22 protein-coding genes are annotated in these 22,751 nt (G+C 34.7%); 4 read left to right on the top strand and 18 right to left on the bottom strand.

All coding sequences use genetic code 11. The annotated features are described in order from the left end of the window. Positions 1-10 precede the first annotated feature (10 nt). The 14 genes from DFQ11_RS00780 to DFQ11_RS00845 form a co-directional block, all read right to left on the bottom strand. Positions 11-487 carry a GbsR/MarR family transcriptional regulator gene (locus DFQ11_RS00780; RefSeq protein WP_110473738.1) on the bottom strand — a complete coding sequence of 159 codons (477 nt, stop codon included), beginning with the start codon at positions 485-487 and terminating at the stop codon, positions 11-13. A 196-nt stretch (positions 488-683) separates the two neighbouring features. Beyond that, positions 684-2,000: a Na+/H+ antiporter NhaA gene (gene nhaA, locus DFQ11_RS00785; protein WP_110473739.1), complete on the bottom strand. Its 1,317-nt coding sequence runs from the start codon at positions 1,998-2,000 to the stop codon at positions 684-686. A 358-nt stretch (positions 2,001-2,358) separates the two neighbouring features. Next, entirely contained in the window at positions 2,359-3,813 is a 1,455-nt protein-coding gene (cls, locus tag DFQ11_RS00790) for a cardiolipin synthase (RefSeq protein WP_110473740.1), read from the bottom strand. A gap of 144 nt (positions 3,814-3,957) precedes the next feature. Next, a complete protein-coding gene (locus DFQ11_RS00795) occupies positions 3,958-5,349 on the bottom strand; it encodes a flavin-containing monooxygenase (protein WP_110474787.1) in 1,392 nt (463 codons plus the stop codon). A gap of 285 nt (positions 5,350-5,634) precedes the next feature. Next, positions 5,635-6,537: a DMT family transporter gene (locus tag DFQ11_RS00800; RefSeq protein ID WP_110473741.1), complete on the bottom strand. Its 903-nt coding sequence runs from the start codon at positions 6,535-6,537 to the stop codon at positions 5,635-5,637. A gap of 11 nt (positions 6,538-6,548) precedes the next feature. Further along, on the bottom strand, positions 6,549-6,680 hold the full coding sequence (locus DFQ11_RS15315) for a hypothetical protein (RefSeq protein WP_262508278.1): 132 nt from the start codon (positions 6,678-6,680) through the stop codon (positions 6,549-6,551). 13 nt (positions 6,681-6,693) lie between these two features. Then, on the bottom strand, positions 6,694-7,440 hold the full coding sequence (locus DFQ11_RS00810; RefSeq protein ID WP_110473742.1) for an SDR family NAD(P)-dependent oxidoreductase: 747 nt from the start codon (positions 7,438-7,440) through the stop codon (positions 6,694-6,696). A 691-nt stretch (positions 7,441-8,131) separates the two neighbouring features. Further along, positions 8,132-8,590 (bottom strand): GNAT family N-acetyltransferase, encoded by a 459-nt coding sequence (locus tag DFQ11_RS00815; RefSeq protein ID WP_110473743.1) that lies wholly within the window; start codon positions 8,588-8,590, stop codon positions 8,132-8,134. A 57-nt stretch (positions 8,591-8,647) separates the two neighbouring features. Next, positions 8,648-9,286 carry an HdeD family acid-resistance protein gene (locus tag DFQ11_RS00820; RefSeq protein WP_110473744.1) on the bottom strand — a complete coding sequence of 213 codons (639 nt, stop codon included), beginning with the start codon at positions 9,284-9,286 and terminating at the stop codon, positions 8,648-8,650. Between the two features lie 73 nt (positions 9,287-9,359). Then, positions 9,360-9,779 carry a DUF2141 domain-containing protein gene (locus DFQ11_RS00825; protein WP_110473745.1) on the bottom strand — a complete coding sequence of 140 codons (420 nt, stop codon included), beginning with the start codon at positions 9,777-9,779 and terminating at the stop codon, positions 9,360-9,362. Between the two features lie 10 nt (positions 9,780-9,789). Continuing rightward, positions 9,790-10,797, bottom strand: coding sequence for an NAD-dependent epimerase/dehydratase family protein (locus tag DFQ11_RS00830; protein WP_110473746.1), 1,008 nt, complete (start codon positions 10,795-10,797; stop codon positions 9,790-9,792). 73 nt (positions 10,798-10,870) lie between these two features. After that, positions 10,871-11,683 carry an SDR family oxidoreductase gene (locus DFQ11_RS00835; protein ID WP_110473747.1) on the bottom strand — a complete coding sequence of 271 codons (813 nt, stop codon included), beginning with the start codon at positions 11,681-11,683 and terminating at the stop codon, positions 10,871-10,873. Between the two features lie 23 nt (positions 11,684-11,706). Further along, positions 11,707-12,774: an AOC03_06830 family ribosome hibernation factor gene (locus tag DFQ11_RS00840; protein ID WP_229791212.1), complete on the bottom strand. Its 1,068-nt coding sequence runs from the start codon at positions 12,772-12,774 to the stop codon at positions 11,707-11,709. A 58-nt stretch (positions 12,775-12,832) separates the two neighbouring features. Continuing rightward, positions 12,833-13,681, bottom strand: coding sequence for an META domain-containing protein (locus DFQ11_RS00845; RefSeq protein ID WP_110473748.1), 849 nt, complete (start codon positions 13,679-13,681; stop codon positions 12,833-12,835). A gap of 440 nt (positions 13,682-14,121) precedes the next feature. On the opposite strand from DFQ11_RS00845, the gene DFQ11_RS00850 reads away from it, so the two are divergent. Continuing rightward, complete coding sequence (locus DFQ11_RS00850) at positions 14,122-15,711, top strand: FMN-binding glutamate synthase family protein (RefSeq protein WP_110473749.1); 1,590 nt, start codon at positions 14,122-14,124, stop codon at positions 15,709-15,711. 195 nt (positions 15,712-15,906) lie between these two features. Continuing rightward, entirely contained in the window at positions 15,907-18,156 is a 2,250-nt protein-coding gene (locus DFQ11_RS00855) for an FUSC family protein (protein WP_229791213.1), read from the top strand. 45 nt (positions 18,157-18,201) lie between these two features. Here DFQ11_RS00855 and DFQ11_RS00860 read toward each other — a convergent pair whose 3' ends face one another. The 4 genes from DFQ11_RS00860 to DFQ11_RS00875 form a co-directional block, all read right to left on the bottom strand. Next, positions 18,202-18,846: a DUF2490 domain-containing protein gene (locus DFQ11_RS00860; protein WP_110473750.1), complete on the bottom strand. Its 645-nt coding sequence runs from the start codon at positions 18,844-18,846 to the stop codon at positions 18,202-18,204. A gap of 128 nt (positions 18,847-18,974) precedes the next feature. Further along, a complete protein-coding gene (locus DFQ11_RS00865) occupies positions 18,975-19,415 on the bottom strand; it encodes a PepSY-like domain-containing protein (protein ID WP_110473751.1) in 441 nt (146 codons plus the stop codon). Positions 19,416-19,536: 121 nt separating this feature from the next. Continuing rightward, positions 19,537-20,046 (bottom strand): hypothetical protein, encoded by a 510-nt coding sequence (locus DFQ11_RS00870; RefSeq protein ID WP_110473752.1) that lies wholly within the window; start codon positions 20,044-20,046, stop codon positions 19,537-19,539. A gap of 99 nt (positions 20,047-20,145) precedes the next feature. Next, positions 20,146-20,514: a hypothetical protein gene (locus DFQ11_RS00875; protein WP_110473753.1), complete on the bottom strand. Its 369-nt coding sequence runs from the start codon at positions 20,512-20,514 to the stop codon at positions 20,146-20,148. 252 nt (positions 20,515-20,766) lie between these two features. Between DFQ11_RS00875 and DFQ11_RS00880 the strand changes: the two genes are divergently transcribed. Together DFQ11_RS00880 and DFQ11_RS00885 are read left to right on the top strand one after the other, a co-directional pair. After that, positions 20,767-21,438: a response regulator transcription factor gene (locus tag DFQ11_RS00880; protein WP_110473754.1), complete on the top strand. Its 672-nt coding sequence runs from the start codon at positions 20,767-20,769 to the stop codon at positions 21,436-21,438. After that, positions 21,438-22,703: a sensor histidine kinase gene (locus DFQ11_RS00885; protein WP_110473755.1), complete on the top strand. Its 1,266-nt coding sequence runs from the start codon at positions 21,438-21,440 to the stop codon at positions 22,701-22,703. Before DFQ11_RS00880 ends, DFQ11_RS00885 begins: the two co-directional genes overlap by 1 nt. Positions 22,704-22,751: the final 48 nt, after the last annotated feature.

The following is a 22,751-nucleotide window of genomic DNA, read 5'->3' on the forward strand; positions in this document are numbered from 1 at the left end:
TGTTTTAAGCTTACTGTTTTAATTTTTCGATTTCTGTTAGGGTATGATTTATTCGTTCTATTTGTTCATTTAAATGGCTTTCATATAATGAGCCCATTGACCTTTCTTTTTTAAACTTTTCAGGGTTATGATCTGCATTAAAATGATTGACTTTTTGAACAATTCTTAGGGCTTTCTCTAAACTATGAGCTTGTTGCTCCATCGTATTCTTAAGATAGAAATCCGAAGTTCTAAAATATCGCTTTCTATCCCCTGGCTTTGTGTAGTATTCTATAAAATGCAACTGCAATAGCACATTTATATTACTAGACACAGAGCTCTTACTCGCTTGCATGGTATTCACAATCTTCTCAAAGCTCATTCCGTCATAGGAAGACAGAATAAGTAAAGCGTAGATTCGCGAAGCTAAAGGCGATAAATTGGCCCGCTCTTCTAAATGAATACCAACTTCTTCAATAAGTTGCTTTTTTTCGTCTGACAATTCCATTTTTTCCAACAATCATTAATTTAACTTCGCAAAGTTATAGTTAGTTCGTTTCATATCGAACTAATCAACGTTAAGTATTTGTTAAATATTACTCAGAAAATTTAGAGTCGCCCTACTCACTAAAAAAAAACCTCTTTCTAATTAAAAGAGGTTTCTATTTTTGAGACTTATTATACAAGTCTGTAAGTTATATGTTCTATGCGATTTCTTCTTTCACTCGTTTTTTTGAGTCGAAAAACAGAATGAGATAACCAATAATTGCAGATATAAATGAGCCAATAAGTATACCTATTTTAGCTGAATCCACATACTCTGGATGTGTTGCAAATGCGAGACTTGCAATAAATATTGCCATAGTAAAACCTATACCTGCTAAGAATGCCACACCAATAATTTGAACAAAATTGATACTACTTGGCACTTCAATAATCTTTAATTTTTTGGCAATTAAAACAATCAGTGAAATACCAATACCCTTACCTAAAATTAAACTTACAATGATATTGATAACTAAAGCCCATTCTAGACTAACCGAACTATCAAAGTATACACCTGCATTTGCTAAAGCGAAGATCGGTAGAATAAAATAAGCGACCCAACCATGTAAGTTATGTTCTAAATTTTGCAATGGTGAGCGGAATTTACGTGTCCAATTTTGTAAATCATGCACAAGATGCACTTGTTCATCTGAAAGAATCGGCTTTTGTAATCGGCTTGAATTCTTTATATCATTATATATTATTTCTAAATGCGTTGTAAAAGTGGAGGTATCAATCTTTTGTCTAATAGGCACCGAAAATGCTAACATGATACCGGCTACCGTAGGGTGAATTCCAGCTTGAAGGAATAGACTCCACACCACAATCCCTAAGAAAAACATGAGGAATTTTGAATAGTAACCTCTGTACGATAAGTAATATAAGAAGCTTAATAGCGCCAAAGCAATTACTAATGAGTTAATATTAATGTCTCCACTGTAAAATATGGCAATCACTAGAACCGCACCAATATCGTCAACAATAGCGAAGGCGGTTAAAAATATCTTTAAACTTAGAGGCACTCGATTTCCTAATACATTCAAAATCGCTAATGAGAATGCGATGTCTGTCGCCATTGGAATACCCCAACCCTTTGTAGTTTCAGGATTTTCATTTAAGACTAAAAAGAAAACTACAGGAACAATCATTCCCCCTAAAGCACCAACAAGTGGAAATGCAATTTTCATTGGGGAGTTAAGCTCACCAATTAACAGTTCTCGTTTAATTTCTAATCCTATCAGAAAAAAGAATATGGCCATCAATAGGTCGTTAACCCACATAATTAATGGCATCTTAAATTCAAAAGATTCTGTTACTATACCAAGATCATAATTCCACAGTTCGCGATAGCTATCGCCAAAGGGAGAGTTAGCCCAAACCAAGGCTAACACTGTTGCTAACATTAATAAAATACCGCTAAAACTGGAAAGTTTAAAAAACTTCTGAAAAGGAGTGAGAAATATTTTTTTAATCATATTCGTTGGTTTGTATCTAAGCAATCTATATCAAAGATAATATTTCGAGATAACAAAGATGAAAATAGAAATTTAGTTTTAAATATTATTTAACTTAAAAATTATTACACCTCTGTGAATTAGCACATTACATCTTTTAAATTTCTAAAAATCTCGTACCCTTGAAGATTAATGATGTGAAAATATAGTGAAATTATTTCTTTTAACTTTTGAGTTGGCTTTAATTATTCATTAAATTTTAGCGTAAACCATGTTTACCCCTTCTCGTTCGTCTCTATTCATAAAATCAGTTGAACCATTTGGTGGTTTCACATGACTAAAACCCCAAAAAAATCGACTTAATAAGAATCTACTCTAATTACAAAAACGGAGATAATAGTCGTACGGTTTTTTCCCATAGATGTATATAGGTTGGGCGATTTAACCACATTTCTCCATCGATTAATTCTGATTCTTTTAAGTCATCTTCAAAAGCACTTGTTAATTGCTGAGCCAAAGTTTCACTATAAACCATAGCATTGACTTCGAAATTAAGATCAAAGCTTCTGTAATCCATATTTGCTGAACCTACCACCGCCAAAACATTATCAATGACCATGGTTTTTGCATGTACGAATCCTTTATTGTATTTGTAAATTTTCGCCCCATACTGAAGCAATTCTGTATAATAGGCACTTGCAGCCGCATCCACTAGTTTTGAATCTGACACTCCTGGGATAATGATTTTTACATCTAACCCACATTGAATGGCTATAATCAAGGCATCCATTAAACTTTCGCCAGGAATAAAATACGGACTGGTAATATAAATACTTTGCCTTGCGGAATTGATGGCTTCTAATAGGGAATAAAAAATTACAGGCTGCACACTATCTGGTCCCGATGCAGCAAATTGAACCACCTTATTTTCTATATCCATCGTTTCTGTATGATCCGGAAAATAAGTTGGCGAATATTCCATGTTTGTCGCACTACTGAAATTCCAATCACACATAAATAAGTATTGCAAATATGCGGTGGCTTGTCCTTTAATCATGAGATGTGTATCTCTCCAAAATAAAGGATCCTTTTCCTTGAGATCGTTACGGTATTTATCACTCATATTGATACCTCCAATAAAACTGACGATTCCATCAATAATTACAATCTTCCTATGATTTCTATAATTCAGCCTATTGGCGAAAGCGTACCATTTAATTTTATAGAAAGGTGCGGTTTGGATTCCAGCTTCATTTAGTCTATTAATAAACGATCTTCTGAGGCTATGGCTTCCAAAGTCGTCATACATAAAGCGAACCTCAACACCTTCTTTTGCTTTTTTTATCAGCATATCAGCAATCTGGTTACCGGTAATATCATCTTCGTAGATATAATATTCGATATGAATATGCGAAGTTGCGCTCTCTAAAGCTTTCAGTAATTCTGGAAATTTTTCTTCACCATTAATCAATAATTTTACATCATTACTCGCCGTTAATGGACTACTTCCTGCAAGTCTTATATATTCTATTAAATTGCGATGCTTTTCTCGAATTAAGCCTGATTTTCTAATTTGTTCAGAATAGGTATTCATTCTATTTCTGATACGCGCTCTTAAAGGTTCGTCTTTAACTATTTTTTTACTGTAGAGTTTTCGCTTTCGATAATTAATTCCGAAAGTGAAGTAGAAAATCATACCAATAAATGGCACAAAGATGATGAACAAGATATATGCTAAGGCTTTTGTGCTGCTACGTGTCTCATAAAGTGCTCGAGAAATGACAAAAATCATTAGGAGAATATAGAGGATTTCTCCTATTATAATCCAATTCATATACCCTTGTATTTACGGTGTTGTTAAATTAAGACTTTTTTTAAGCCTGACCTCAATTTAATAAAAAAATAAACCTCACGTATCATGGCTATACGTGAGGTTTAAAATTAAAAAACACATTATTATAAACAGAGTTTTTTAAGCTCATACAGGTTCTTTTTCTAATACATCTTCCTCCACCTCTTCTTTATCTTCTGCATATAAGTAACGTTCTTTACTATCGTCTAACTCGTCCATCCATTCGGTATGATGTGTTTCGGCCATCGTCCCTGTCACTACACTTTGGAAGGTTTTATCTCTATACGTCAAGATATTTTCATCTTTATCTTTTAGCCACTCTTTAAACATTTCGGCGACTTTATCCACGTTGAAATCCGGATAATCTGATAGCCTTAACAAGTCTTTGATATAGGCCGATTGAAAATCTACGTGATCGAAACTAGTCTTTAATTTGTCATTTTCCACCAACCATTTATTAATGTCTAAACGACGTTCTGGTTTTGATGGAATTTTATAGGTTTCCATAATAAAATCACGTGCCACCCAAGCTTGAGCATCAAACATGTTGAAGGTATAATACTGATCTTGCATGCCTAAATAAATTAAGTTAGGGGCGTCGTTAAAGAAAATCCCTTTATATAAGTGATCTGGATACAAGTTGTTTTTTGTTTTTAAACGTAATTCATCTGGTAAGAATGGGAATTTATGTTGGTAACCAGTACACATAATTACCGCATCAAACCGTTTAGATGTTCCATCCTTAAAGTATGCCACATCCCCATCGAAATGTTTTAATAATGGTACTTCTTTTATACCATCAGGCCAATTAACCCCTATTGGATTACTTCTATAACTTAAGGTGACCGACTTAGCACCATGCTTATGGCATTGTACACCAATATCTTCAGCTGAATAACTACTTCCAATAATTAATAAGTCTTGGTCTTTATATGGATCTGCCCCTCTAAAATCATGGGCGTGCAATACTTGACCAGGAAACTCCTCAATACCTTCAAAATAAGGCATATTAGGCGTAGAGAAGTGACCTGAAGCTACGACGAGGTAATCAAACTCCTCGGTATAGGTCTTATCAATTTTTAAGTTATCTAATACAATTTGGAATTTTTTAGTCTCCTCATTATAATTTACCCAACGCACGGTGGTATCAAAGCGGATATAATCCCGAACGTTATTCTTTTTTATTCGGCCTTGAATATAATCGAATAAAACAGGTCTTGGTGGGTACGATGAAATCGGCTTTTTGAAATGCTCATCAAAAGAATAGTCAGAAAACTCCAAACACTCTTTCGGACCGTTAGACCATAAGTATTTATACATACTACCGTGAATTGGTTCTCCGTATTTCCCTACTCCTGTTCTCCAGGAATAATTCCACATCCCGCCCCAATTACTTTGTTTCTCAAAACAAACCACTTCTGGCACTTCTAATCCTTGATTCTTTGCAGCTTCAAAAGCTCTTAATTGCGCCAATCCACTGGGACCAGCTCCAATAATTCCTACACGTTTTTTGTTCATATTATAACAATACTTTTTTGCGCTCATACGTTTAACTTATCTCGAAGTTAGACCTACAAACAATTATTAATAAAAAATTTAATTAAAACTTAAAGACTGCCCTCAGGCAGTTTTGGAAACAGCACATATTTCAGTTGAATAAGCGCTAAAAAATGCAATTATTCTTATCTAATTTGAATGAAATAGCTGTGAATATCCGAAGCGAAGAATATAATATTTCTAACACTAATTTCCTAATTTTTGGCGACACAATTTCTTTTCGCTTAATATTAATCACCTATAATCTTAGGTTCGTGGGGCTAATTTTGGATTTTTCTTTTTCTCGCGTATGAGGTATATCCCTATTAAAATCATGACACCACCTAAAATGTACCAGAAGGTGAATTTTTCACCATCAATTATACCCCAAATGACAGCAACAATAGGCAACAAATAACTTACCGAACTTGCAAAAACAGCCGAAGTATTTTGAATCAATTTATAATATAATAGCATAGCGATAGCAGTCCCAAAGACGGTTAAAAATGTTAAATAACCTATGGGCTCTAGATACTCCGGTTTCATTTCAAAATTCTGAACGAATCCTGTAAAATATAAAATCACCAAAGACGGAATGGCCCAGATGGTGTAAATAGCCGCTGTGAGTTGCACGGCGTTGACTTTGGCCGTTCGCTCTTTAATAACAACAGCGTTGATTCCATAGGACGCACCCGCTAAAACAATTAACATCGCATAAGCAAACTGAGACGTTTCGGTATCGGCATCGGAGAAATATATAAGACTAGCGGCTCCTAGAAACCCGATAATTGCACCCAATACTTGTGACCATTGACTTTTGATCCCGAATAGGATATAACCAAATATCATAACAAAGGCGGGCACTAAAGAATCTAAAATCCCCGCCAACGAACTGCTGACCCTAGTTTGGGCGATTGGAAATAAAAACATAGGTAGGAAGTTCCCGAAGAACCCAACAATACTTACCCAAATCAAGGTGCTTTTTGTCATTTTAAAAATCGCAGGAATCCCTATCACCGATAGAATTAATCCCGAACCAATAACCCGTAAGGAACCAATCTCATACGGAGTAAAGGCCACCAATGATTTTTTAATCAATATAAATGAGCTTCCCCAGGTTAGAGTAATGATTAATAATAAAATCCAACGGTTATTGATAAGTTTACCCATGATAAAGCCAATTAAACGTCAGAAGTGATGTTAGTAGCATTATGCTTTGCTAAAAGTAAAGCCGTGGCTTTTCCCATGCCATTTATACCACCTCTTACAATGGCTGTCTTTCCTTTAAGGCTGAATAAATCCGCAGTAGTCATAATGTCTTAATATTTATCTCAGTTTTATATCTCCCCCATCAGCCATCAGTGTTTGTCCAGTCATATATTGACTGTCATCACTCAATAAAAAAGCGACTATTGGCGCTACATCTTTTTGAGGATCACCAAAACGTCCTAATGGATTTTTACTTATAATCTCTTCATATTGCTCAGGGAAATGTTCTTTCCATTGCTTTACACCTTCGGTAAACGCTAAAGGACAAACAACATTTACTCTAATACCATCTTCCGCCCATTCATTAGCCACCACACGAGACAAACCTCGAATAGCTTCTTTCGCTGCCGCATAACTTCCTTGATTTTTTTGCCCCAGTAAACCTGCACCAGAACCAAAATTCACAATAGACCCTTTCGTTTTTTTAAGTTCAGGATAAGCGGCTTTCATAAAGTTTAACGTTCCTTTTAAACCTGTATTCATCGATAATTCCCAATCCTCATCGGTCAATTCCATAATTGGTTTTTGACGCGACGCATGCGCATTATTCACCACGCTTGTCAATTTCCCAAATTTAGAAATGGCCAAACTTACCGCTTCCTTTGCAACCGATTCTTTCGATATATCACCTTTTATAAAAGCAATTTGCTTTGGATTCGATGCGACCTTTTCCTTCCCAGCCTCCTCGTTCAAATCGACCGCAACTATACACGAACCTCTTTCTGTTAATTCAGTAGTCATTGCGCCACCTATACCAGCGGCTCCTCCTGTGATGATGATTACTTTGTCTTTTAAGTTTTTCATTTTAATTTATGTTTTATGGTTAAATCAGTATTTGAAATACCTTGTGTATTTGTGTATTGATCTGATGGTCTTTTAATTTGTTAAAGTTATTTTAAAACACCCCTAAAGTCCCCTCGAGGGGACACCCTATCCGTGATCATTTTATTAACATTAAAGTCGTTCAAATGGATAATCAGTTTTAGTAATCTATTTATTAACACCCCTAATGAGCTGCGCTCGGTAATTTCGAGTCAAAATATATTTTACCTCTCATTAGCCTCGAGGGGACATCCAATCCGTGATCATTTTATTAACATTAATGTCTCTCAAATGGATAATCAGTTTTAGTAATCTATTTATTAACACCCCTAAAGTCCCCTCGAGGGGACATCCTATCTGTGATCATTTTATTAACACCACTAATGTGCTGCGCTCGGTAACTTCGAATCTAAATTTATTTTGCTTCTCTTTAGCCTCGAGGGAACATCTATTTTGATGACCTATTTAACAACACCCCTAAGGTCCCCTCAAGGGGACATCCCATCTGTGATCATTTTATTAACATTAAGGTCGCTCAAATGGATAATCAGTTTTAGTAATCTATTTATTAACACCCCTAAAGTCCCCTCGAGGGGACATTCCTTAGGATTAACATTAGGTTTTGGTTTTGGTTTTGGTTTAGGATTCTTAATAATTTATTTCTTAAAGACTGTTACTTCCTATCTTCATTAACCCTTAAAGTCATTACTATTCGTTCTTCGTTATCTAGAAAGTAGTTCTCTAAGACTTGGGTTTTTTGAAAACCTAAATTCTTATAAATCTTTATGGCTGTAGCGTTTTCAGGGAATACTGTTAAAGCGATTTCCTTGACATCTTCAGCTTTTAGAACTTCCATTAGGTGTTTTGTAACTTGCTTACCTAAACCCCTTCCTCTTGCTACTTTATCCACGCCCATAGATAAAATCCACCCTTGCTTTCGCTTAGAATTGACACTACCTAAAGCATAGCCCAAAATTTGATTATGCTCTTCTGCAACTACAAAATTATGACCTGAAATATCAAAAAGTTGTCTTACCACAAAAGCAGGATAACTATCGGTACTAAAAATTTGTTGCTCAATCGCAATTATACTTTCGAGATCATTTAATTCTGCTTGTCGAAACTTGAGCATATAAGTTATGTGTTTTTTATTATAAAAAGATATTTAACTAGAAAAAATCATTCCCTTCTAATCATTCATTTCTTTACGAATGTCGTCCATTAGACTTTCATAACGCTGTCTAAGTTCAATCGAAATTGGCTTAGCCGCTTTGTATAGTTTTCGCAGTTGAAGCGAGAAATACATGCTAAATAGCCCTGCAAATAGAAAACTCAACGCCACTAATATGACGATACTCATTCCTGCAAAAACAGGATTCCAAATAAGAATAAACGAAAATATAGCGCCTAGAATCCCCAATGCTAATAAACCTGCCCAATTTTGACTGCCATAGCGTTTTAAGTCTAAGGCAAAACTAATGGACGCCACAGAACGAAACAGAATAACGAAACCAATATAAAATGCCAATACGCTTAATGATAAAGCTGGGTGAATGAGTAAGGAGAATCCAACGATAAACGTTATGATTCCAAAAGCTAAAGACCATCCCCAATTGTCCATTTGATGTCTATTTACAACGGAAAAAACGACTTCCGAAAGTCCACCGAGCAGAAAGGACAGGGCAAATAAAATAGATAAGGCCAATAAAGAACTTTGCGGCGACGTAAATGTCACAATGCTTACGATTACAAAAAACACACCGACCAAAAGTGGAATATACCAATGCTTAATCACATCTTTAATCGATTTTAAAAATGAAGTTTCCATACTGAATGTATTTAGTTAATTAAATATTAAAATGAATCTCCTATTAAATCTCTGAGTACTTATATTAAACTAATTAGTTCAATAATTTAATTTCCAATTCTTTCTCCCCGTCAAGTATGAACTTACAATCTTCATAAGCCGGAGCCGAAAATTTTGGTTTTATATTGTTAGAAAAACCATAAGGCTCCTTTGGAATGCCTAAAAAATTCCGATTACATTCATTATCTGAATTTTCATCGTGATACATGGAAATGGCGTATTCACCCTTGGGTAAATCGGTGATTATTATTTGTTCGGAATGATTTTCGACTTTGATAGAATAGTTTTTAATAGCTGAACCATCCTTCAAAAAATTCTTATCCGTATTAAACACGCCGATAATAATCTCGCCCTTTATGGATTCTATATTTGTGATATTGATGGTTAATTCAGAACTATTCTGAGTGAAAACTCCGGCGAGTACTGAAATAAAAAAAAGAAGTATGCTATTCATAAGTGTTACTTTAATTAAAATAATGTTTCATTGCTTTTTGGTCCTTTTCCTTATAGGCCTGGTAAGGTTCTGACTGTTTCAACAAATACCATTTTACAGGTTTTTGAAATATGGAGGCGGCGGTTTTCTTTAATGTTGACACTTTTGACGCTTCCATTTCAAAATAATCCTCGATAGTATCTTGCCTAAAGTTGACTATCTTTTCAAGATCCATACCATCTTTATAATACCCACAGTGAAAATTTTTATCAGCAAACGCTTTTTCAGGGAAGTCTAATTCGCCTAATCCAAAAATCTCAAACGAGCGTTCTAGAAATTGATCGTATGTCATTCTACACGACTCCCCTCCTCCTAAATTAAAGATGTGCTTAGATAATTGGTCTTGTTTCTCAATTCCATTTACAAATGCCCGAGCTGTATCTCTAGGTGTTGCAATTTCTAAGGCCGTATCTAAAGGCTGATGAAACATCAACTTACTCATTTTATGATTCCCCATAATCGCCGCTAACCTAAAAATAGTCCAATCTAATGCACTCTTTTGTACATTTCTTTCGGACTCTATTTTAGTTACGGCATAAGCATCTCCTTCACTAGGAATTAGTGGATCGCCTACCTCTATATACGGATTGTCAATGCGATCTCCATATACCGAAATACTCGAACTGTACATAAAGAAGACCTTTGGAGACTGGTTTTCTAATTGTTGGATAAGATTCAAAGTCCCCTCTACATTCACCTTATGAGCTAATTCTGGAGCTTCATCTGCCAAAGGCGGAATGATTGCCGCCAGATGTATGGCAACATCTATATGTTCAATAGCCTTTAGGTCTTCAGGATTGGTAATATCTCCATAAATAAGTCGAACATCATTTTTGAATGGCAGGAATTTCTCCACAGAATTCTTCGTCTTTTGGTCAAAAACTGTAATATTATAACGGTCTTTTTCTACCAATTGTTTTAAAACTTCAAAACCAACGGTTCCTGAAGCTCCTGTGAGTAAAATATTTTTCCTCTCCATTCTATTCATTAAAAATTTATCTTAAACTTATGTTCCATAAAACAACACCTCAATCTTGAAGTCATACGCCTTTTTAAGACATCGCTTTTATATTATGAATCACACCTCCATCTACCAAAATATCAGTACTTGTAATAAAATTAGCTGCATCACTCGCCAAGAAGTAGATAACGTTTGCGACATCTTCAGGCTGACCGTTACGTTTTAATGGTGTTGCTTGCTTAATCATTTCCATACGCTCAGGATGTTCTTCAGCAGCCTTAAGTGCCATCGGTGTTTCTATCACTCCAGGAGAAACTGAAACAATTCGCGCCCCTTTGCTGCCCCAATCATTCGCATGTTTATGCGTTAATAGTTGCACACCTCGTTTTGCGAAATTGTACATAGTGTCAGAATCATTATTTACAAATTTACTGACCACCTCAAAGGCCTCCGAGTTTTGTGGATTTCTAAGCGCTTCATCATAGTCGTTATGAGCAGGAACGGCATGAGCCATCATAGAAGACAATAAAATGGCCACAGAACCTTTTTCAGCAATATGGTAAAAAGCTTCAACCAAATACTCAGTCGCTATGAGGTCTATGGTAAATACTTTTTTTAAATCTTTCACAGTTCCACTTACTCCTGCGGTATGCACTAAGGCTTTTAAAGCCCCCTTATCGGTTACGTATTGAACTAACTTTTTAATATCGTCCTTATCAGTGATATCACAAGCTATTCCTGACACATCGAACCCTTCTTTTCGAAGCGTTTCTACGGCCTTACCCACTTGTTCTTGTGAGTAATCAGTTAAAATAAGTGGTTGACCTTTGAAGGCTCGTGCTGAAGCCTGACCTATTCCACCAGCACCTCCAGTGATGACAATTAATTCCTTTTGATTCTTCATCTCACTCCTGTTTTAATAATTTATTAATATCTGGTGATGGCACCAAAACCATTAAATCGATCCAATTTACCTTGTGGCATAAATACAACATCACCTCCATATCTCATATTCATCTCAATTAACTCATCATAAACATCGTCAATCACATTGGAGTCGTTTCTCTGAAAATCGGACACATATACAACATCATCTTTAGTTATTATTGCAGGTTGGAATAGTCCTTCTTCAATAAACAGTGTCTGTATTCGTCCTTCATTAATCGCCTTATAGATATCGTAAGTATTACTTAAGAATTTATTTTCTGAAATCGCCTTATCCAATTCAGCCTTTCGCTCTTTATTTCTTTTAGCTTTATAAGTTTCAACAATCTTATAAGCTTCCGTTACAATAGCGTGATCCGTTTCAGCAATTCTGTTCTTATTTAAATAGGTGGTAAAAATGCTGTGTTTTTCATCTGCGATTTTTAAGTATTCGGCGTAGTTTTCTTCTACAGTACAAATTAAAACAGGTAGTGGATTTTCTTTTCTAATAAGGTTTACAGCTTTATCTACTTGATTAAAAAATTCGGCAATCAAATTGGTTTTTCGAGAGGATACGGTCACTTCTGGCTTATTCATAGGAAACGTGTTTTCCATTGGAAATGGAGCATCAAATTCTTGCACTACCTTATCATTAAAAGCCTCAATTAATCGCACTTTTTCCTGACTCAGTACTAAAACAAAATAGTTAGTTTCTATATGCATGGCTCTCACCAAATCACGGGTTGCAAAATTATTATCAATAATTACACGATCTGTAACCTCAATCGGAAGCTTAACCACTTTTGCAGTATCCTTATTCACAAATAACATTAAGCTATCTAAATTGTGACTGTGATCTATATCATTGGCAAGTTTTTGCAGCTTATCAACTAATGCATCAGCTTCTTTTTTAACCGTGTTTTCATTTAGTCTATTTTCCGCTTCTTTGATTAAATTCTTAAGCGTTAACTCGTCTTTTAAGTAACCTGGCTTAGTCCTATGTGAATTCATTATAATAGTAATGCAGTTTTCCGAACTAATATTTTTTAGCTTTTTTAATGTTGTATTCATAATAAGAGATTTTAATGGATTAATTATAAGAGTGGCACAAAGGAATCTAAAGCAAAACTTACTGCATGTATACGGCTTCAAAAACCGCTAATGGCGCTCTTCTACCAACATTTAACGAGAGTGTGTCGCCGTCAATAGTATAGTTATCTGCCAATTCGAAAATCTTTAAGAATTCAGATTCGTTGAAATCTACATCCGGACACGCTTTTAATGTCGTCGCCATTTGAGTGAAACGAATTCTGTTTCCGTCTTCCAAAGTATATCCTCCACTAATAGTATTGCAGCCCGCAAACCCAGTTACCGTTTGATCATGTCCTTTTAAAGTAAAAAACACTTCGCGTTCTTGGTTATCTGACATGGTCACCTCTTTACCTTCTAAGGTTTTAAGTTTCCAATATTTTTCTACGATAGGCTCATTAGAATAATCCACTTTTTTGAATTCTGCTAAAGGCGCTCTTTTGGCTTTGTTTAATGAAAGTTTTCCATCTGCTATGGTGAAATTGTCCGCAAGTTCAAAAACACTAAGAATTTGAGATTCCTCTATTTTCATATCTGGACACATCATTCTTGTGAGTCCTAATTCTGAAAATGAAATACGATTACCTTCCTCCAAGGTATAAGTTCCCATAAAGGTATTACATCCTGCATTTCCACTAATACGTTTCGATTCAGAATCTAAAGTGAAATAAATCTCCTGTTCGCTTACTTCCTTATTAGTCATATCGGCTCCTTCTAAGGTGGTGATTACCCATTTTGTATCTTCAATAGAAATGTCGTCTGAAGTGGCTTGCGCTTCTACAGCCTGTTCTTCTTTATTTTCTGAAGTTTCTGAAGTCGATTTTTTTGAATCGTTACAACTCACTATGGTTAATAATACAATAGCAAGTGATGTTAATTTAGTTTTCATCTATTTTTAGTGTTTTATAAGTTCCTAACAAATATACGATTAGTTCGTTTCATTCCGAACTAATTAATACTAAAATATTGTTAAAACCTCTCTTTTTCGGGCTTAAATCTCTCCTATCTATTGAATTCACAAGTTGAATCTCCCCTTATAGCATAGACATTTGATTATAGATAAGGCTTAGTCTATTATAATTGGACGATTTATTCGTCATAAAAGCAGATAGAAAATTTGAAGAAATCTTGTTAAAATTGCTATTAAAATCCTGTATTCAAGACCGTAGGCATCATATTTTTATCTAAAGCGGCATTATGAGATTCAGATTCTCAAAAAGAATATTTAATGATTTCGAAAAATTTTTAGTAAAAAATAACAAACTACTCAATTATAATTTAATATTTGCTCGCGTAATCTTATCTTTGCGCAGTCTAAAAAATAGCAATATGAAAGTTCGTGAACTATTTATTACAATTTCTACAGTTCTTGTGGTGGCCATTGTTGGCATTGCCTTTTTCTGGCAACCTATTTTGTGGTCGTTTTTACTGGTTGCGCCACTGATTTTATTAGGGGTTTTTGATATCTTTCAGAAGAAACATACGATTCGACGTAATTTTCCATTAATTGGGAGATTTAGATATATGTTAGAGTCGATCCGACCAGAGATCATGCAGTATTTTGTTGAAACTGACACCGAAGGTCGTCCACTTAACCGTATATTAAGATCTCTAATTTACCGAAGAGCAAAAGGTGAAAACGATACTGAGCCTTTTGGAACACAGATGGATTTATACCACTCCGGTTACGAATGGTTAGAACATTCTATGTATGCTAAACACAATCCAAAAGATATTGGTGAATTTCCACGTTTAGTGATTGGAGGTAAAGACTGTAAACAACCGTACTCATCAAGTTTGTTGAATATTTCAGCAATGAGTTTTGGTTCTTTAAGTAATAACGCCGTATTAGCTCTAAATAAAGGTGCTAAAATGGGTAATTTTGCTCATAACACAGGTGAAGGTGCTATTAGCGATCATCATTTAAAATATGGTGGTGACTTAATCTGGCAAATCGGTACCGGTTATTTTGGTTGTAGACATGACGATGGAACCTTTAACGAAGTTACCTTTAGAGAGAATGCCTTACGTCCAGAAGTTAAGATGATTGAAATTAAATTATCTCAAGGTGCTAAACCTGGTCATGGAGGAATTTTACCGGCCTCTAAAAACACACCTGAGATTGCGAGAATAAGACACGTAAAACCTGGTATTGCAGTGCATTCGCCACCTTCGCATTCAGCGTTTTCAGACCCTATCGAATTCATGCATTTTATTAAAAAACTAAGAGATCTTTCTGATGGAAAGCCTGTAGGTTTCAAACTATGTATTGGACGTAAGCAAGAATTCATGGATTTCTGTGAAGCTATGATTTACACGGGTATTCTTCCTGATTTTATTACCGTTGATGGTGGTGAAGGAGGAACTGGAGCTGCTCCTGTGGAATTCTCTAACTCTATGGGTATGCCATTGAGAGAAGGCCTAATTTTTGTACATGATACTTTAGTTGGCTTCGGTTTAAGAAAAGACATCAAAGTTATTGTAGCTGGTAAAATTATTACTGGTTTCCATATGGCCAGAGCTATTGCCTTAGGTGCAGATGGATGTAATAGTGCACGTGCTATGATGCTTTCTATTGGTTGTATCCAAGCTTTACAATGTAATACAAACACCTGTCCTGTGGGTGTTGCCACTCAAAACCCTTCACTTGTTAAAGGTTTAGTGGTTGAAGATAAAGCACCACGAGCTCACCGTTACCACGAAGCGACTATTCACAGTTTCTTAGAGCTTGTTGCTGCGGCAGGACTAAATAGTCCAGATGAATTAGAAAGAGAACATATAAGTAAGCGTGTGAGTCTTAACGTTGTTAAAACTTATGCTGAACTTTACCCAACGATTCCTGAAGGTTCTCTATTAAACGTTGATACGATTCCTGAAGAATACAAGAGATACTTCCAATTGACTCGAATCATGAAGTAAGTCTCAATAAACTGAATACGTTTTTTTAAAATAGAGGCATTCGCCTTACTGCTAAATGCTGATATTGAATCTTCAATATCAGCATTTACTTTTCAAATCATTTTAAATTTAGGTTTGAATTCGAAGCCTTAATCAGAAGTCATTCATTTTACAAATTTTCTTCCTTAGCGTGCTATTTCAAATTGTATCTTTGAGATGACTAATCAAATTTTGACCACCATTTTAAAATTTATATCGAAACACGCAAAAGATCTATTCGGTTTTTTTAAAAGCTCAAGCTTTTCAAAAGCACTATTGATTGGAATAGCCATTACCATACCTGTTGTTTTTGGTATTGTGTCCGATAATTTTGAGATTGGCTTAGCAATCTGTTTTGGGGCCTTTTGGTGCTCACCTAGTGACGTTAATGGCAGTTTGAAACACAAACAGATCGGCATCTTATTTTCTTCTATTTTAGTCGTATTGATTAGTTTTATTGGTGGTTACCTACAATTCTTAAATAACTTTCTATTTCCCATTTTAGGCCTACTTACCTTTTGTATAGCCTTTATTTCCGTTTATGGTTTTAGAGCTTCATTAATAAGTTTCTCCGGATTATTAGCTTTAGTACTGAGTTTTGCTCACACGTCAGAGGAATTGGAAGTTTATCAGTATGCCTTATTAATTGGTGTAGGTGGATTGTGGTATTTGCTATTATCCACCATTTGGTACCATCTGAACCCCAAAGCTCAAACCGAAGAAACGCTGTCACTAACTTTTTTACTAACGGCCGATTTTATAGATACCAGGCGCCAACTTATCGGTGAGCAACCGAACAGGAGCGAGTTGCAAACGCAGCTTATGGACTTACAAAGTGAATTGATTGAAAACCATGAAACCTTAAGGGAGATTTTTATTTCTTCTCGTATTAGCTCAGGAAGATCTAATTATCAGAATAAGCGCTTATTAGTCTTTATTCAACTTATAGAAATGCTTGAAACAGCGGTTGCCAATCCGGTAAACTATGATAAAATGGATGCTCTGTTTTCGACTCATCCAGAATTAAAATCTGATTTTCAGCAATTATTGTCTGAATTTTCATTTCAATTGCGATCAATTGCTCGAAATATAAACAAGCCGAATCGCTTTCCATCACACCGTAAAATTTCGGATGTATTAGAAAAACTTAAAAAAGACATATTAGAATTTAAAATTGATACACAGACTGAAGATTACGAAGACTATTTGATGCTTCAGAACCTCTTAGACTATCAAAAAAAGCAATCTGAAAAAATAAAAAAAATTAAATGGGTTTTAGATAATCCAGAGTTATCCACAGACGACTTAACTCGCAAACACAATCTAAGTCGATTTATAGTCTCCCAAGATTATGACCCCAAACTATTATTTAGAAACCTCAGTTTTAAATCCACCATATTTAAGCACTCACTACGCTTAGCGGTTACTGTAACTCTCGGTCATGCTATTGGTTTGTATTTCGATTTTCAAAACCCTTATTGGATAATCCTTACGATTATTGTGATAATGCGACCGAGTTACGGACTTACCAAAACCCGTTCTAAAGATCGCATAATAGGTACACTAATTGGTGCCGTCTTAGCGAGTGGTATTGTGTTCTTAATCCATAGCCCCTATGTATACGGTGTTCTAGGCGTATTATCTTTGGTAATTGCCTTTTCAATGGTTCAGAAGAATTACAGAGCCTCGGCAACTTTTATTACCTTGAGTGTCATTTTTATTTACGCCATCTTACAACCCGATGTCCTAAAAGTGATTCAGTTCAGGGTGATTGACACTTTGATCGGTGCTGGACTCTCTTATGTTGCGATGCGGTTTTTATGGCCAGCTTGGTCGTTTATGGAAATCGGAGACAATATTAAAGATAGTCTCAAAGCCAATACGGATTTTTTTAAATCGATTCGAAATTATTATCAAACTAAAGGCGATGTTCCCACCAGTCTTAAAGTAAATAGAAAGGAAGCCTTTGTACAGATGTCCAACTTAAGTTCTGCGTTTCAGCGTATGGCACAAGAGCCAGAATCTAAACAAAACAATATTGAAGACATTTACGAACTCGTGGTTATCAACCATACTTTTCTTTCATCCTTAGCCTCCTTAAACACCTATATTCAAAATCATAAAACCACTGCAGCATCAGAGGATTTTAAATTGATTTCCGATAAAATAACAGCTAATTTAGACAGGGTTTGCCGCGAACTAAACGCGGTGAATTTTGAAAATTCTAAAACTAAAATTACAATGCTAGAGGTTGAAAAGCGGACTTTTACCTTTCCTGCCGACCGCATCACTAAAAACGCGATAAGCAGTACCGATAATGAACGAAGTCATAAAGAAGCACATTTAGTTTGGGAGCAATTATACTGGTTGTATTCACTTAGTGAGAAAATGTTAGAACTTACCTCAAAGTTAAAAACCGGTAATTAATATATGTTAATCGCATTGGAAATAGTGTCACGGCAATAAAATTAATTATAGATGAATATCAATGCCAGTCACTATAAATAATTCGTGCTCTATATTTTGTGTATAATCCGCCAACCGATATTGAAAGCCAATTTCGAAACCTGTTTTGACATGAAGCAAACAACCAAACAAAGCTGAAAAGCGCTGTTCATATTTTGGTTTCTGCGTTTTAGCTACTTCTAGCAGAGACTCCATTTCAGTCTTAATATAGGTCTGGCTTATATTAGTTTTATGAGTATGAGGTTTTATACGTTGTAAAGGAAAGCTAAGGCCTAACTCATAACGTGTTCTAAATGTAGTAATCGACGTATAAAAGCGTTGTTCTGTTCTAATTCGCTGCGCAATATCCAGGTATTCCCCACTGTTTTTCCACTTATATTCTTGTAAAAGTCGGAATTCGTTCTCTTTAATCGTATCAAAATTTTCTTTAAATCTAAATTGAATTCCTAAGCCTATGTTTTGTAAAGAATTCAAGGCGTACGTGGATGTATGAGCTAATTCAATATGTTTTATCTCAAACTTTAGGTCTGAATCGTTAAAGACCAAATTCCGATTCTCAATACCAAAACTATGGGAATAACGTGAAGTAACGTCGTAACCTAGGCTAATTTCCGGCTCAAACAATACGCTATAATTGGTTTGTGCTAGCATGGAAGATGCGGCACAGTTGATTAAAAAAAACACTATTACTTTATAAAACACTACGCAAGATAATCTAGTTTTTAAATAAAAAAAAGGCCGGACCTAAATCCAGCCTTCTCTATTAATTTTGGCAACTCTTAATCTTCAACAGAACTAAGTACATCTCCATTGACATCAAAAACTACTTTTAATTCCTGAGTCCAACCTTTTTCAAGTTCTACCTCATAAGTTTTTTTATTGTCCATTTCTATGAGTTCTATACTATCAATTTTATACCCAACGTACTTCGACTTAATTGCCGACAAGACCGCTGACGGCAAATCCTTTTCAGTGATTTCCATTTCCCTTTTCACGATGATCCCATCTTTAGTATACCAAATTTCTTGTTCTAAATCATTCAGATCAAATTCCACCTTATAAGTCTCACTGTCCAACTCCCATTCTACATCACTTGCGTTAGAATACGTCTTCTGAAAAGCGTTAAGCAAATTTGTAGGTACCTCATTTTGTTTTAAATCCTGTGCATATATTGCTGCTGTTGCAAATATGGCTAATGTTGTTATTCTTAATGTTTTCATTGTTATATATTTTTAATTATACAACAAAAGAACAGTGCAAATCTGTAACGAATTAGTAATTTGATGCTGTATTTTGTTAAAAATTACAAAATATCTAGCCACTTAAAATATGTAAATCAAATTATCGAGCCACAGAGAACCCCATCGAGCCTGATAATAAGAGCAGATTTATTTTCCTTTCCCATGCTTCCCCAGTAATTACGGCATCGTCTAAGATCATTTCATCTTCATGGTCATAGAATTCCAAAATAGAAGTTCTTTGTCCGTTATTATGAATAAAAGTCAAATGAAGTTTTTCAATGACCTTCTCACCTTTTGTTTTAGTTTTAACAGATCGTGTGATTTTCAGAAATTCACAATGCTCTACTGTACTCAAATTTATTATTTGAGTATACTTTTTTAAAGCTGTCGTTTTACGAAATAAGAGTTTTTTTGCCTCAGTATCTAAACCTATAGCAAAACTATTATGAATTTCCATCTCATCCAAGTTACAGTTGTTCTGAGCTGCTTCAAATTGCAATATCTTTCGTAAGGTGCTTTCTCTTTTTCTGCGACCTGTTATAATAAATATAAAAGGCAGAATAATGCATGCGATAATAACCGCGTCAATAATATAAATTCCCGTTCCCATTTTTTTTGTTGTTTTTAATAAGATTTAAAGTGTACGATTTAACAATGGTGTATTTAACCATAGTTTATCATCAGAAATTATGATATGATTACACTTGTTTTACCAAAAACTATGAAAGGGATAAAGCGTTTTTCTTAAGTGAAAATTTTTGAAATTATTCTGCTCGGCGATTAGATAAACATCTCGAACACGCGATAAAATATAACTATGATAAATGAAGCCATTATAATTAACAAAAGTTTCAAGAGGTGATGAAGGATCGTTGCACCTATTAAAATTCAGTCTAAAATCGACTGATTGTAGATCGAAAAAAATCAGAGGACGCATCGATGATTCATGTACATCACCTGAATCATCTGTACTTATATTTATGTTTAAATCACTATAAAGCACTTGAAATTCATTAGTATGTGCCGAAACAGCTATACTCACAAAAATCATAATTACGCCTAACAGTTGTTTAAACATAATAACTTAGAATTGACTCTACAAAATACGTTTATATAAGTGACATATTTAGTGACACATTATTAAATCAATGTTAAAATTTCGTCTATAAATTCTTGAGAAATTTATAATAGACTAGATTGATAAATACTAATAATTAAGGGGCTTAAAAGAATGAGCGACTTGTCTAAATTTACGAAACTTGGGGTAATCATGAAATTACTAATTGTTTCTAGATTTTAATCCTATTTTTGTATAAAGTCCATTAAAATTATGAAGATTTTAATCATTGAAGACGAACCCGAAATGCTTGATAATATGCGTAGAACTTTAGAGCGCGAGCATTATAATGTAGAAACGGCTACAAATTTCAAAACCGCAAGCACTAAGTTAGGGGTGTATTCATATGATTGTATTCTGCTCGATATTACTTTACCCGATGGTGATGGTTTAGAATTATTAGCACAAATTAAATCTCAAGGTAAGGGAGGTGGTGTAATTGTTGTTTCAGCTAAAGACTCTCTAGACGACCGTTTAAAAGGACTTAATTTAGGTGCTGACGACTACTTAGCTAAGCCTTTTCATAATGCGGAGTTGAATGCACGTGTAAAGGCTGTATTAAGACGCTTATATTTTGATGGTCATAAACATATTGAGATTGGAAATATGGTTATTCATCCTGAAAACAGAGAAATAATTGTTGATGGTGACCAAATTGAATTCAATAGAAAAGAATACGATATATTAATGTATATGATTACTAATAAAAACAGATTGGTTACTAAAGCGGCCTTAGCCGAGCACGTTTGGGGCGATCATATAGATCAAGCAGATAGTTTTGATTTTATCTACTCACAGATAAAAAATCTTCGCAAAAAATTATCAAAATCTAATATTACTGTTGAGGCCGTATATGGCGTAGGTTATAAACTTAATATTGCCTGATGAAGCTTCTTAACCACACCTCAAGACATTTATCCGTACTCCTCTTACCGCTAATCACATTGTGGGCTTTCGCATTTTACTATGCGATGTTAGATGAAATATACGATAGTTTGGACGATGGATTAGAAAATCAGAAGGTGTTACTTTTAAAAAGGTTAAAAAAAGAGCCCAGTATTGTAGAGAATTCAGACTTTGACAAACACGTGTATACTTTTGATCCTATTAATAAGGAGATTTATGACAATTTTAAAGAAAGTTATCACGACACTTTAATGTATATGTACAATGAGGAGGATTTTGAACCTGTGCGTGTCCATGAAAGCGCAATAGAGCATCACAACAACTATTACAAGTTAAAGATTATAACCTCTATGGTTGAAGTTGATGATCTCGCACAGGATTTAATCAAATACCTTATTGGGCTGTATATCCTACTAGTGGTAAGTTTGTTATTGTTGAATAATTTCATTCTAAAGAAAATCTGGAAGCCCTTTTACCACTCTATTGGTCAACTTAAAAATTTTAAAATAGAAAAGGAGAACAAAATAACTACCTTACCCACACATATAGATGAATTTAAGCTACTGAATGAAACGATCAGTAAACTTATTAAAAAATCGAGCGATAGCTATATCGAGCAAAAACAGTTTATTGAAAATGCCTCGCATGAACTTCAGACACCATTAGCCATCAGTATAAATAAATTAGAGCTATTCATAGAAAACAATCCATTAGATGAAGAGCAAACAAAATCATTAGCATCGATCCTAGATAATTTAGATCGACTGACTCGATTAAATAAGTCTTTACTCCTACTTTCAAAAATTGAGAACAAACAGTTTTTAGATGAAGAATCTGTTGATTTCTTAGAATTGACGGAAACTATTATTCACGACTTTGAAGATTTATTAGCTCATAAAGGAATGGGCATTAATTTTGAGAGCAACTCTGCTCCTAAAATTAAGATGAATAAGGATCTCGCCATTATTTTATTGACCAATTTCATTAAAAATGCCATAGTTCATGGCCAGCCGAATTCTGAAATCCATATAAGTCTAGATAATAATTTATGGTCCATAACCAATATTGGACTTCCAGAAGCATTAAATCAGAACCTCTTATTTACACGATTTAGAAAAATTGGAAGTAATACAAAATCAACAGGATTAGGATTGGCTATCAATAAAGCGATTGCTAATAAGTACGACTTAGAGTTATCTTATAATTTCAATGACTTACATACTTTTTTAATTCATTTTGACTAAAGTTATAGAATTAAGAATCTTTACTTTTGAGATACTAATTCTTATGGA

The sequence above is a fragment of the Winogradskyella epiphytica genome (assembly GCF_003217215.1).
Classification (GTDB): domain Bacteria; phylum Bacteroidota; class Bacteroidia; order Flavobacteriales; family Flavobacteriaceae; genus Winogradskyella; species Winogradskyella epiphytica.